Source organism: Paracoccus albicereus (assembly GCF_024359525.1).
GTDB lineage: Bacteria > Pseudomonadota > Alphaproteobacteria > Rhodobacterales > Rhodobacteraceae > Paracoccus > Paracoccus albicereus.
The window spans coordinates 256,922-268,961 of the sequence record NZ_JAKZEU010000003.1 but is presented as its reverse complement, the minus strand read 5'-3'; the positions used below and the strand labels follow the sequence as shown (position 1 = coordinate 268,961).

The following is a 12,040-nucleotide window of genomic DNA, read 5'->3' as shown; positions in this document are numbered from 1 at the left end:
ATTCATGACTAGTCTTTGTGCTGCATGAAGAAGGGCGAGGTCATCCGCTTTGATGCGATTCACCAGTGGGACTGTCGGCGTCGCGCGTGGAACGGCCATGCTCTTCTCGGCGTGCGAAGACGGCGGAGAGATGTGGACCGGTGATGGCCAGCGCGTCGTCAGGCAGGCCGTCACCTTCGACGAACCCTTTCAGAACCCGCCTGTCGTCCATGTCGCAATGTCGATGTGGGACTTCGCGTCGGCATCGAACCAGCGCGCCGACATCATCGCTGATCGTGTGACCGGATCGGGATTCGAAATCGTGTTCCGCACCTGGGGTGACACCCGGATCGCGCGCGCCCGCGCAGAATGGCTCGCGATCGGTCCAATCGCGAACGAGGACGATTTCCGCCTTTAGGCGCGGTCCAGATTGACGCCGATCAGACCAGCGACTTCGGCCGGATGGGTGATCGGGACCATATGGCCCGCACCGGGAACGGTCGCACGCCCGACATCGGGCAGTCGCGCGGCCAGTGCCTCCGCGATTGCGGCAATCACCGGTGGCGATTCTGCACCCGCGATCAGCATCACCGGCGCCTCGATCGCCTCCAGTCCGCCCGGGCGCAGGATGTTCGCGCTGTCACGGCATTGCGTGTCTGCGATATTTGCAATCAGACCGATCCGGTCACGCATCTGCGCCTGTGCGCGCGGCGGCAGCGCGTCGTAGGGCTGGCTGCCCCACAGGTCGATGAAGGAGCGCGTCGCATCCTCGATCTGACCAGCGGCCAGCATCCGCGCCATCGCCTCGTCCTGCGCCTTCTGCGCAGGATCGTCAGCCGCAGCGAACAGCACCGGCTCGATCAACGTCAGGCTGCGGATCGCCTCGGGTGCAGCGACAGCGATGCGCAAGGCCACCACAGCGCCCATGCTGTGACCGATCAGATCCAGCGGCCGGTTGATGAAGCTCGCCGCGATGCGGGTAACGGCCGTGTGGAAGTCGGGATCGCCTTCGCCCGGTGTCCAGGCGTCGCTTCGCCCGTGAGAGGGCATGTCGAACCCCTTCAGGTCGATGCGCCCGTCCAGCGCTTCGGCAATGGCACCCCAATAGCCTCCGCTGGCCAGCATGCAGTGCAAGGCCAGGGCCGGGCGGTCCGGATCGCCCGGCCAGTGCCGTGCGTGAATGCCGCTCACAGGCTGGCCAGATGCCCGTCGAGGAAGTCCAGCCGATCCTGACCCCAGAACCGCTGATCGCTTTCGCGCACGATGTAGAACGGCACGCCAAAGACGCCCGCCGCGACCGCCTGGTCGAGATTGCGGGCATAGGTTTCCGCGCCCAGCAACAGACCGCTGTCGACAAGTCCCGGATCGAAGCCGCTGGCCGACAGGCAATCGCGCAGCACCGCGTCATCGCTGATGTCACGATCCTCGGCCCAGCGGGCGCGCAGGATCGCCTGCACCAGCTTGCCTACGTCACCGCCGCCTGCGTCCTGCGCCGCGATGATGGCATAGGAAGATGGCGCCCCGTTGACCTGCATGAAGGCAGGATTGAGATTGAACGGAATATCCAGTTCCTTCGCCCAACGCGTCAGGTCCTGGGCGCGATACTCCACGCGATTGGCATGCCGTTCGGCGGGGCGGGTGCCCCCTGTGCGATCGAACAACACCAACGGATCGATGGGTTTATAGGTCAGCGTTGCGCCATGCTTGGCGGCCAGTTGCTCCAGCCGGTCACCGGCGAGGTAGCACCAGGGGCTGAGCGTCGCGAGATAATAGTCGATATGCGCCATCCGCCGCTTGTCCTTTGTCCGACCGCATCAAGGTTTGCGGGCAAGCTATCCGGGTGCTACTTGCTGCGCAATCCTCGCGAATCCCGACATAAAGGCCGCCCATGCCCGCCATGACCGAACCGAAGCTGATCGCCGGCAATGCCAACCAGCCACTGGCCGCCGCGATCGCCCGCCGCATGTCGATGCACAGGGGCATGAATGTCAGCCTGGTGGATGCGCGGGTCGAGCGGTTCAACGATCAGGAGATTTTCGTCGAGGTCTTCGAGAATGTTCGCGGCGAGGACATGTATATCATCCAGCCGACCTCGAACCCGGCGAACGACAACCTGATGGAACTGCTGATCATGACCGACGCGCTGCGGCGCAGCTCGGCCGACCGGATCACCGCGGTCATTCCCTATTTCGGCTATGCGCGACAGGATCGTCGCGCCAAGGCCCGCACCCCGATCAGCGCCAAGCTGGTCGCCAACCTGCTGCAGAAGGCGGGGGTCGACCGGGTGCTGACGCTCGATCTGCACGCGGCACAGATCCAGGGCTTCTTCGACGTGCCGGTGGACAACCTTTACGCCGCGCCGGTCTTTGCGTTGGACGCACAGCATCACTTCAAGGGTCGCATGAACGATCTGATGGTCGTCTCGCCCGATGTCGGCGGCGTGGCACGCGCGCGCGAGCTGGCCCAGCGGATCGGGGCGCCGCTATCGATCGTGGACAAGCGGCGTGAGAAGGCGGGTGAAGTGGCCGAGATGACCGTCATCGGTGATGTCGAAGGCAAGGTCTGCATCATCGTCGACGACATGTGCGACACGGCCGGCACGCTGGTGAAAGCCGCACAGCTGCTGGTCGACAACGGCGCGACCGAGGTTCACGCCTACATCAGCCACGGCGTCCTCAGCGGTCCTGCGGTCGAGCGGATCAGCAATTCGGTGATGAAGTCGCTGGTCATCACGGACTCGATCCAGCCATCCGAGGCGGTGAAGCAGGCCCCGAACATCCGCATCGTGCCGACCGCGCCCATGTTCGCGCAGGCGATCCTCAACATCTGGAACGGAACCTCGGTCAGCTCTTTGTTCGAAACGGATACGCTGGGCCCGATCTACGAGGGGCTCTATTCGAACGGCTGAGATCAGGCGCCGGGGCGGTTTTCGCCTCGCTGAAGGATTCGGACGACGCCGTCGATCTGCTGGCTTTCACCGGCGGACTTGGCGCCCAGTTCGGCTGCCAGGGCGCGCATGGCGAAGTTCCTGGGCTGATAGGTCAGACGAATCGTCTGCAACCCGACCCGACGCGCGGCGAGGATGGCGGCCAGCACCAGAACGCGCCCCAGTCCCATCCGCTGGAACGGCGCCTCGACCGACACCGCGACCTCCCCCTCGGCGCCGCGCGCTGGCAGGATAAGCTCGGCCACGGCACGCAATTGCCCTTCGATGAAGGCGCCGAAGATCAGCGTATCGCGCCAGTTGATCCGCGCGACGTAGCTGCGAACGGAATCGTCGGACATGCCACCGTGAAAGCGCGTGGAGAGATCGCGGGCTGGTAACCTGAGAAGATGATCCGTCAGCAGTGTCGCATCGCCGGGATCGAGACCGCGGACGCGTACCTTGTCGGCAAGCGGTGTCAGCAGGTCGAGTCCCCGCGGACCTTCGACCTTGGTGTCAGCCAAGAGGCTCGTGTCGTCCGGTCTTTTGCTGCGCTGCGGCATGACCGCTAGATCGGTATCGCAGGGCGTTTCGTCAATCGTGACGCGGCATCACATATTCGTCGGGCCGATCGTTGGGCGGTCAGTCCAGCGCCCGCCATCCGATGTCACGGCGACAAAATCCGTCTGGCCAGTCGATCAGATCGACCAATTCGTAGGCGCGACGGTGCGCTTCGGCGAGCGTCGGCCCGCGTCCGGTCGCGGCAAGGACACGTCCGCCATTGGCGACAAGATGCCCCTCACGCTCTGCCGTGCCGGCGTGAAAGACCATCTGAAACGAATTTTCGGTGATGCGGTCCAGTCCGCCGATCACGCTGCCCTTCGCGTAGTCGCCAGGATAGCCCTTGGTCGCAAGGACAACGCTCAGCGCATGATCGTCGGCCCAGTTCACGCTGACCTCGGACAGGCGACCCTCGGCGCAGGCATGAATCAGGTCCAGTGCCTGACCGCCAAGCCGCATCATCAATGCCTGGCATTCCGGATCGCCAAAGCGGACATTGTATTCGACCAGCCGCGCGGCACCGTCCTTGACCATCAACCCGACGAACAGCACGCCTTGGAACGGTGTGCCGCGACGCGCCATCTCGGCGATCGTCGGGCGCACGATTTGCGCCATGACCTGCGCCTCGACATCCGAAGTCATCACGGGGGCAGGGCTGTAGGCCCCCATGCCGCCGGTGTTGGGTCCGGTGTCGCCTTCGAACGCGCGCTTGTGGTCCTGTGCGGTGCCCAGCGGCAGGCAGTCTTCACCATCGACCAGGACGAAGAAGCTCGCCTCTTCACCGTCCATGAATTCCTCGATCACAACCGACATGTCGCCGAACGCGCCGTCGAAGATGTCGCGGACCGCCGCTTCGGCATCCGTAACCGTTTCGGCGACAGTCACGCCCTTTCCGGCGGCCAGACCGTCCGCCTTGACCACGATGGGGGCGCCTTGCTCTCGCAGATAGGCAAGCGCGGGCTCGGCTTCGGTGAATCGGGCCCATGCGGCGGTCGGCGCGTTGCTGGCGTCGCAGATCTCCTTGGTGAAGCTTTTGCTCGCCTCAAGCTGCGCGGCGGCCTTGTCTGGGCCGAAGACCAGAAAACCTGCGCTCCGCAGCGCGTCTCCGACGCCGGCGGCCAGCGGCGCCTCTGGGCCGATCACCACCAAATCGATCGAGTTCGCCTCGGCCAGTTCCAGCACCGCCGCCCGCGAATTGGGGTCGATCGTCATGCACTCGGCAACATCGGCGATCCCCGCGTTGCCTGGCGCGACGATCAGCCGGTCGCATTTCGGGTTCTGCCGGATCGCCCAAGCCAGCGCATGCTCGCGCCCGCCGGAGCCCAGGATCAGGATGTTCACGCGCGACCTCGCTTCTGTCGGGACGCCGAACCTCTAGGCAAAGGGTCGCGCGCTTGCAACGGGCGGCGGCGCTGGTCATAGCTGTCGAATGGATCTGATCGACGACGAAGGCAGTGCCGGGCCGGGCAGCAACGCGCCGGAATTCACCGTTTCGGAAATCTCCGGTGCGGTGAAGCGGGTGATCGAGGAACGCTTCGGTCGCGTCCGCATCCGGGGCGAGATCGGGCGCGTCTCCCGGCCGTCGTCGGGTCATGCCTATTTCGATCTCAAGGACGACCGCGCCGTCATGGCCGCGGTGGTCTGGAAGGGGCAGGTTGCCCGGCTGTCGCAGCAGCCCGAAGAGGGGATCGAGGTCATCGCGACGGGCCGGCTGACGACCTTTCCCGGACAATCGAAATACCAGTTGATCGCCGACCAGATCGAGATTGCAGGCGCGGGCGCGTTGATGGCGATGCTGGACAAGCGCCGCAAGGCGCTGGCCGCCGAAGGGCTGTTCGATCAGGACCGCAAGCGCGCGCTGCCCTATCTGCCGCGCGTGATCGGTGTCGTCACCTCGCCGTCGGGCGCGGTGATCCGCGACATCCTGCACCGGCTCCGCGACCGTTTTCCGACCCGTGTGCTGATCTGGCCGGTCGCGGTGCAGGGCGATGCCTGCGCAGGGCAGGTTGCGGCGGCGATCCGCGGCTTCAACGCGCTGGACGCGCAAGGGGCGCTGCCGCGTCCCGATCTGCTGATCGTGGCAAGGGGCGGCGGCAGCCTTGAGGATCTGTGGGGCTTCAACGAAGAGGTTGTCGTCCGCGCCGCCGCCGAAAGCGCCATCCCGCTGATTTCCGCCGTGGGGCACGAGACCGACACCACGCTGATCGACTTTGCCGCCGACCGGCGCGCACCGACGCCAACGGCAGCAGCCGAGATCGCGGTGCCGGTTCGCGCCGAATTGGCTGCACGGCTGGCCGAATGCGGGGCGCGCATGGGCCGCGCCGGAGCCGACCGGATTCGACGACCGCGACAACGGCTGCGCGACCTGGCCCGCGCGATGGGGCGTCCCGGCGCACTGACCGAAGGCGCGCGCCAGCGGCTCGACCTGTGGTCCGGCCGCCTCGATCCCGCGCTGCGCGGGCTGGTGCGGATGCGCCGCCAGCAGCTTCAGGCGCGGCCGATACCCGCGGCTACGCTGCGCGGCTTCACAGCCCGCAAGCGACACGCAATGGAAGGGCAGGGCGCGCGCCTTGCAACAATTGCCGAGCGTCAGATCGAACGGCGCAGCACACGGGTGGAGCATCTGGGAGAGCGGCTCGACGGCTCGCTGCGCCGTGTGGTGGCTGCGACGAGCCGGGCGGTCACCGTGCAAGGCGCGCGTCTGCGCGAACTGGACGCGCGACTGCCCGCCGCGCTGCGTCGCATCATCACGATCCGGCGCGAGGCGCTGCTTCGGCTGGACCGGACCCGGCAGACGCTGGGTTACACCGAGACGCTCAAGCGCGGCTTTGCCGTGGTTCACGGTCCGGGCGGTTTGATCGCGACAGCGGCCGAGGCTGAGCGAATGCCCGAATTCGAGATCGAGTTCGCCGACGGCCGCCTTCCCGCCATGCCGCGTCGTGCGACGAAACGCAGCAAGCCTGCGTCAAAACCCCAGCAGAAGTCGCTGTTCTAGACGGCCACGTTCCGCCTGCGCGCCAGCCAGATCAGCGATGCTCCGGCAAGGACGAGGAAGGGGATCATCGCGAGGTTCACCGCGACCCAGCCCGCCTGCGCGGTGCCGCCCGCGCAGTTCATCAATCCACCCGATGACAGCGATGCCAGGAAGACCCCGCCAAAGACGAACATGTCGTTCATTCCCTGCACACGTCCGCGCTCTTCCGGCGAATGCGCGCGGGCCAGCATCGCCGTTGCGCCGATATAGCCGAAGTTCCAGCCGATCCCCAGAAGGGCCAGGGCGACGAAGAAGTTGGTCAGGGTGACGCCCGCGATGGCGACCGCGCCAGCGCCCGCGAGGATTGCGAGCCCTATCGCGACGATGCGGGTAGTACCGAAGCGACGGATCAGCGCACCGGTGAAGAACGATGGTGCATACATTGCCAGAACGTGACCCGAGACGATGTCGGCGGCGTTTTCCGGTCGGAAGCCGCAGCCGACGACCGCAAGCGGGGTCGACGTCATCACCAGGTTCATCAGCGCGTAAGACACCATCGCGCAGATCATCGACACGATGACCACCGGTGTGCGCAGGATCGTGGCGAGCGAGCGGCCCTGTGGCGCATCGGGATTGGGCGCCGGCGGCTTGGGGATGTCTAGGAAGGAAAACAGGATCGGTCCTGTCAGGTTCAGCAGCACCACCGCCATGTAGGTCCCCAGAAACGGGATTGCGGTCATGTCGTTGGTCAGGCGCACCAAGGCAGGCCCGATAATCGCACCGGCAAGTCCACCGGCCATGACCCAGCTGATCGCGTTCGCCTCGAATTCAGGGGGTGCGGTGTCGGTCGCGGCAAAGCGATAGAAGGCGTGGGCTGCCATGTAGATGCCCGTCAGCGTAGACCCTGCGATCAGCAGCCAGAACGAGCCGAGATAGAGACCCGAAGCCTGAACCAGCGCACCGCAGGCCCCGGCCATCACCGCAAGCGTGAAACCCGCGCGGCGACCGTTCCGCTGCATGTAGCCGGCCATCGGCCGCGCGGACAGCGCGGTGCCCAGAATGATCATCGAAATCGGCAGCGTCGCTAGACAAGGATTGGGCGCGAGCATCTGCCCGGCCAGTCCGCCGATGATGAAGTTGACCGGAAGCTGCGCGCCCAGAAACGCCTGCGCGAGGATCAGCACCACGACATTGCGTCGGGCGCGCGCGAGGCCTGCGCTCATGCGCGGGCAAGCCCTGCGGCTTCGCGCGCCTTCGCCTCGATCTCGGACCAGTTGCCGGCCTCGACATCGGCATCGCCGGCCACCCAGCTTCCGCCGACGCAGATCACATTCGGCAGCGACAGATAATCCCGCGCGTTCGCGGTCGATACGCCGCCGGTCGGGCAGAACGTCACCTGCGGCAGCGGTCCGGCCAGCGACTTCAGGACCGGTGCACCGCCGGCCGCTTCGGCCGGGAAGAACTTCAGCATGTCGTAGCCCGCGTCCATCGCCGCCATCACCTCGGACGCAGTGACGGCGCCAGGCAGCAGCGGCAGTCCGATATCGCTGCATGCGGTGATGAGCGTATCCGTGAGGCCAGGCGAGACGGCAAACGTCGCGCCCGCATCCTGCGCGCGCTTTGCATCATCTGCCGTCAGCACGGTTCCCGCACCGACGTGACCGCCCGCGACCTTCGCCATGGCGCGGATCGCATCCAGCGCGGCGGGGGTGCGCAGCGTGATCTCCAGCACCGGCAGGCCACCGGACACCAGCGCGGTCGCAAGCCCTTCCGCCTTGGCCGCGTCCTTGATGACGATCACAGGGATCACCGGCGCCAGTCCGCACAGCTCTTTTGTCTGCCGCGATTGCTCGTTCGGGGTCATGGCGCCACCTCTGCTTGCGATTTCGCGCCAACGTGACGCCGCGCGACCTTGGATGCAAGCGCGGCTTTCGGGCTTGCGGGGTGCAAGGCACAGGCGGCATGTCGTTTTGCGGACGCCCTGTGACGCAAACACGCGGCTTACGCACAGGCGCTGCGCCTAGACAGGCGACAGAAGGAAGGGAGACTCGCGATGGATGATGCAACCGAACGCAGGGGCCGCCGCGGCGGCGGGGGCGCGGTGCGCCGCGCCGAACGGACTGCGGTGCGCACGGAATTCTCGCGCTTTATCACCCGCAACATCCCGAACCTCGAGATTCTGAACGACGAGGCGATGGAGATCATCGAGGCCAACGCCGACACGGTGCTGGAAGAGATCGGCGTCAACTTCGTCGAAAATCCCGAGGCCCTGCGCCTGTGGAAGGAAGCCGGCGCTGACGTGACCGGCGAACGTGTCCGTATCCCCAAGGGTCTGGCGCGCGAATTGTGCAAGACCGCGCCACGCACCTTCACCCAGCATGCCCGCAACGCCGAGCGGAACGTCGAGATCGGCGGCCGCAATCTGGTCCTGGCTCCGGTTTACGGTCCGCCCTTCGTGCGCGATCAGGCGGGCGGACGGCGCTATGCCACGATCGCGGATTTCCGCAACTTCGTGAAGCTCGGGCAGATGTCGAAATGGGTCCACCACAGCGGTGGGACCGTCTGCGAACCGACCGACGTGGCGGTGAACAAGCGCCATCTGGACATGCTTCACGCCCACATGACGCTGTCGGACAAGCCCTATATGGGCTCGGTCACCGACCCGTCGCGGGCGGCGGATTCGGTCGAGATGTCGAAGATCCTGTTCGGTGATGATTTCGTCGACCAGAACACGGTGATGACCAGCCTCATCAACATCAACAGCCCGCTGACCTTCGACGGGATCATGATGGGCGCGCTGGAGGTCTATGCCCGCGCCAATCAGGCCTGCATCGTCAGCCCGTTCATCGTCGGTGGTGCGATGGCGCCGGTCAGCGTCGCGGGCACGCTGACGCAGGTGCTGGCCGAGGTGATGGCGGGCGTTGCCTACAGCCAGCTGATCCGCAAGGGCGCGCCGGTGATCTTCGGCGCCTTCGTGACCTCGATCGACATGAATTCGGGCGCCCCGACCTTCGGCACGCCGGAAGCGGCGCAGATCACGCTGGGTGCCGGTCAGCTGGCGCGGCGGATGGGGCTGCCCTACCGCTCGGCCGGGTCATTCTGCGGCTCGAAACTGCCGGATGCGCAAGCCGCCTACGAGACGGCGAACACGCTCAATATCGGTCTGCTGGCGGGTGTGAACTTCATGCTGCACGCCTGTGGCTGGCTGGAAGGCGGGCTGGTCAGCAGCTACGAGAAATATGTGATGGACGCCGATCAGCTTGGTATCCTGCATCAGATGGCACGCGGGATCGACATGTCCGAAAACGGGCAGGCGATGGACGCGCTGCGCGAGGTCGGTCCTGGCGGGCACTACCTGGGCTCTGCCCACACCCAAGCCAACTTCAAGGACGCGTTCTGGCGCACGGGCATCTTCGACTACAAACCCTTCGAGACGTGGTTCGAGGAAGGCGCCCGCGACACCGCGACGCTGGCCGCGGTCAAGGTCGAGCGGATGCTGGGCGAATATCAGGCCCCTGCGCTGGATCCGGGTCGGGCCGAGGCATTGGCCGATTACGTGGCGCAGAAAAAGGCTGCGGTCGCCGACGCATTCATGTAGGGCGCGAAACACGCGCTTTCACGGCTTGCAATAGGGCGGGCGATCGCCTATGTCGCGCTCACTTCACAGGCAGGGGCGGGCCCTCGCGGGAGACATCCGCGATCGGTCCACCGGTTGGGCGAAAGCCTGAAACCCCCTGCCGAGGCGCAAACCGGAAAGGACATGGACATGGCGCTCCCCGAATTCTCCATGCGTCAGCTCTTGGAAGCTGGCGTTCACTACGGTCACCAGACTCAGCGGTGGAATCCCCGCATGGGCGAGTTCATCTATGGCGACCGCAACGGCATCCATATCGTCGACCTGACCCAGACCGTCCCGATGCTGGATCAGGCTCTGAAGGTCATCCGCGACACCGTCGCCAAGGGCGGTCGCGTGCTGTTCGTCGGCACCAAGCGTCAGGCGCAGCGTCCGATCGCGGATGCGGCGGAAAAGTCGGCACAGTTCTACATGAACCACCGCTGGCTGGGCGGTACGCTGACCAACTGGAAAACCGTCAGCCAGTCGATCAGCCGCCTGAAGGCCATCGACGAGACAATGGGTCACGGCGCCGAAGGCCTGACCAAGAAGGAACGTCTGGGTCTCGAGCGTGAGCAGGCGAAACTGCAGGCGAGCCTTGGCGGTATCCGCGACATGGGCGGCCTGCCCGACCTGCTCTTCGTCATCGACGTGAACAAGGAAGACCTCGCCGTTCTGGAAGCTCGCAAGCTGGGTATTCCGGTTGTGGCCGTGGTCGACACCAACTGCTCGCCCGAGGGCATCGACTACATCATTCCGGGCAACGACGACGCCGCCCGCGCCATCGCGCTTTACTGCGATCTGGCCGCCCGCGCTGCCCTGGACGGCATGTCGGCTCAGATGGGCGCCGCAGGCGTCGACGTCGGCGCGCTGGCCGAAGCCCCCGCTGAAGAACTGGACGACGGCGAGGCTGCGGCGAAGGCCGACGAACAGGCGACCGCCGACGCGTAAGCGGCCTGGCGCCCGTATGTCCGGGCCCTGTCAGCGAATTGTCATCAGGCGGGGATAGGACCCCGCCTGACGCATTGATCCGAAGGAGAAACGACATGGCTATCACCGCCGCGATGGTGAAGGAACTGCGCGAGTCGACCGGCGCAGGCATGATGGACGCCAAGAAGGCGCTGACCGAGAATGACGGCGACATGGAAGCCGCCCAGGACTGGCTGCGCACCAAGGGTCTGGCGAAGGCCGCGAAGAAATCGGGCCGCGTAGCCGCCGAGGGTCTGGTCGGCGTCGCCGTCAAGGACGGCAAGGGCGTTGCGGTCGAGGTGAACTCGGAAACCGACTTCGTCGCCAAGAACGAAGAATTCCAGAAGATGGTCGCTTCCATCGCTGACGCCGCGCTGACGGTCGACACGACCGAACAGCTGGCCGACGCCACGGTCGACGGCAAGCCTGTCAGCGAGGTTCTGACCGACGCGATCGCGAAGATCGGCGAGAACATGACCCTGCGCCGGATGGTCAAGGTCGAGGCACCGCTGGTCGTTAGCTACGTCCACAACGCCGCCGCCCCGAACATGGGCAAGATCGGCGTTCTGGTTGGCCTGGAAGGCTGCAACGAGGAAATCGGCCGCCAGATCGCGATGCACGTCGCGGCGACCTCGCCCGCCTCGCTGGGTCAGGATGACCTGGACCCTGCGCTGGTCGAGCGCGAGAAGCAGGTCCTGACCGATCAGGCCCGTGAATCGGGCAAGCCGGACAACATCATCCAGGGCATGATCGCAGGCCGGATGAAGAAGTTCTTCGAGGAGGTCACGCTTCTGGGCCAGAAGTTCGTGATCAACCCCGACGTGACCGTCGAACAGGCGGCGAAGGATGCTGGCGCCAAGATCGTCGGTTTCGCCCGTGTCGCCGTCGGCGAAGGGATCGAGAAGAAACAGGAAGATTTCGCCTCCGAAGTGGCCAAGACGCTTTCGGGAAGCTGATCGTTCCGCAAAGATCGATATTGAACGCCGGCCCCCAGGGGCCGGCGTTTTTCGTTCAGGCAGCA

General features: G+C 65.6%; 12 protein-coding genes. 6 read left to right on the top strand and 6 right to left on the bottom strand.

All coding sequences use genetic code 11. The annotated features are described in order from the left end of the window. Positions 1-52: 52 nt before the first annotated feature. Complete coding sequence (locus MLD63_RS10165) at positions 53-397, top strand: H-type lectin domain-containing protein (RefSeq protein WP_255329792.1); 345 nt, start codon at positions 53-55, stop codon at positions 395-397. Here MLD63_RS10165 and MLD63_RS10160 read toward each other — a convergent pair. After that, the gene (locus MLD63_RS10160) at positions 394-1,170 is read right to left on the bottom strand and encodes an alpha/beta fold hydrolase (protein ID WP_255329791.1); all 777 of its coding nucleotides are present in this window, start codon (positions 1,168-1,170) and stop codon (positions 394-396) included. The genes MLD63_RS10165 and MLD63_RS10160 overlap by 4 nt on opposite strands. Then, positions 1,167-1,766, bottom strand: a complete 600-nt coding sequence (locus tag MLD63_RS10155; RefSeq protein ID WP_255329790.1) for a 2-hydroxychromene-2-carboxylate isomerase — start codon at positions 1,764-1,766, stop codon at positions 1,167-1,169. Before MLD63_RS10155 ends, MLD63_RS10160 begins: the two co-directional genes overlap by 4 nt. Before the next feature lie 101 nt (positions 1,767-1,867). Between MLD63_RS10155 and MLD63_RS10150 the strand changes: the two genes are divergently transcribed. Further along, on the top strand, positions 1,868-2,887 hold the full coding sequence (locus MLD63_RS10150) for a ribose-phosphate pyrophosphokinase (RefSeq protein WP_255329789.1): 1,020 nt from the start codon (positions 1,868-1,870) through the stop codon (positions 2,885-2,887). Between the two features lie 2 nt (positions 2,888-2,889). Here MLD63_RS10150 and MLD63_RS10145 read toward each other — a convergent pair whose 3' ends face one another. Continuing rightward, positions 2,890-3,465, bottom strand: coding sequence for a GNAT family N-acetyltransferase (locus tag MLD63_RS10145; protein ID WP_255329788.1), 576 nt, complete (start codon positions 3,463-3,465; stop codon positions 2,890-2,892). 79 nt (positions 3,466-3,544) lie between these two features. Further along, positions 3,545-4,804 (bottom strand): phosphoribosylamine--glycine ligase, encoded by a 1,260-nt coding sequence (gene purD, locus MLD63_RS10140; protein ID WP_255329787.1) that lies wholly within the window; start codon positions 4,802-4,804, stop codon positions 3,545-3,547. Between the two features lie 88 nt (positions 4,805-4,892). On the opposite strand from purD, the gene xseA reads away from it, so the two are divergent. Continuing rightward, complete coding sequence (gene xseA, locus MLD63_RS10135) at positions 4,893-6,458, top strand: exodeoxyribonuclease VII large subunit (RefSeq protein ID WP_255329786.1); 1,566 nt, start codon at positions 4,893-4,895, stop codon at positions 6,456-6,458. Here xseA and MLD63_RS10130 read toward each other — a convergent pair. Further along, entirely contained in the window at positions 6,455-7,660 is a 1,206-nt protein-coding gene (locus MLD63_RS10130) for an MFS transporter (RefSeq protein WP_255329785.1), read from the bottom strand. The genes xseA and MLD63_RS10130 overlap by 4 nt on opposite strands. Then, positions 7,657-8,301, bottom strand: a complete 645-nt coding sequence (eda, locus tag MLD63_RS10125; protein ID WP_255329784.1) for a bifunctional 4-hydroxy-2-oxoglutarate aldolase/2-dehydro-3-deoxy-phosphogluconate aldolase — start codon at positions 8,299-8,301, stop codon at positions 7,657-7,659. Before eda ends, MLD63_RS10130 begins: the two co-directional genes overlap by 4 nt. 189 nt (positions 8,302-8,490) lie before the next feature. On the opposite strand from eda, the gene MLD63_RS10120 reads away from it, so the two are divergent. The 3 genes from MLD63_RS10120 (at position 8,491) to tsf (ending at position 11,975) form a co-directional block, all read left to right on the top strand. Beyond that, positions 8,491-10,035 (top strand): trimethylamine methyltransferase family protein, encoded by a 1,545-nt coding sequence (locus MLD63_RS10120; protein ID WP_255329783.1) that lies wholly within the window; start codon positions 8,491-8,493, stop codon positions 10,033-10,035. A gap of 162 nt (positions 10,036-10,197) precedes the next feature. After that, positions 10,198-11,001 (top strand): 30S ribosomal protein S2, encoded by an 804-nt coding sequence (gene rpsB / locus MLD63_RS10115; protein WP_255329782.1) that lies wholly within the window; start codon positions 10,198-10,200, stop codon positions 10,999-11,001. 95 nt (positions 11,002-11,096) lie between these two features. Further along, positions 11,097-11,975: a translation elongation factor Ts gene (tsf, locus tag MLD63_RS10110; protein WP_255329781.1), complete on the top strand. Its 879-nt coding sequence runs from the start codon at positions 11,097-11,099 to the stop codon at positions 11,973-11,975. Positions 11,976-12,040: the final 65 nt, after the last annotated feature.

Coding starts and splice junctions, on each gene's coding strand:
- MLD63_RS10165 (WP_255329792.1), top strand. CDS start 53: ATGCGATTCACCAGTGGGACTGTCGGCGTCGCGCGTGGAACGGCCATG.
- MLD63_RS10155 (WP_255329790.1), bottom strand. CDS start 1,766: ATGGCGCATATCGACTATTATCTCGCGACGCTCAGCCCCTGGTGCTAC.
- MLD63_RS10150 (WP_255329789.1), top strand. CDS start 1,868: ATGCCCGCCATGACCGAACCGAAGCTGATCGCCGGCAATGCCAACCAG.
- MLD63_RS10145 (WP_255329788.1), bottom strand. CDS start 3,465: ATGCCGCAGCGCAGCAAAAGACCGGACGACACGAGCCTCTTGGCTGAC.
- xseA (WP_255329786.1), top strand. CDS start 4,893: ATGGATCTGATCGACGACGAAGGCAGTGCCGGGCCGGGCAGCAACGCG.
- MLD63_RS10130 (WP_255329785.1), bottom strand. CDS start 7,660: ATGAGCGCAGGCCTCGCGCGCGCCCGACGCAATGTCGTGGTGCTGATC.
- eda (WP_255329784.1), bottom strand. CDS start 8,301: ATGACCCCGAACGAGCAATCGCGGCAGACAAAAGAGCTGTGCGGACTG.
- MLD63_RS10120 (WP_255329783.1), top strand. CDS start 8,491: ATGGATGATGCAACCGAACGCAGGGGCCGCCGCGGCGGCGGGGGCGCG.
- rpsB (WP_255329782.1), top strand. CDS start 10,198: ATGGACATGGCGCTCCCCGAATTCTCCATGCGTCAGCTCTTGGAAGCT.
- tsf (WP_255329781.1), top strand. CDS start 11,097: ATGGCTATCACCGCCGCGATGGTGAAGGAACTGCGCGAGTCGACCGGC.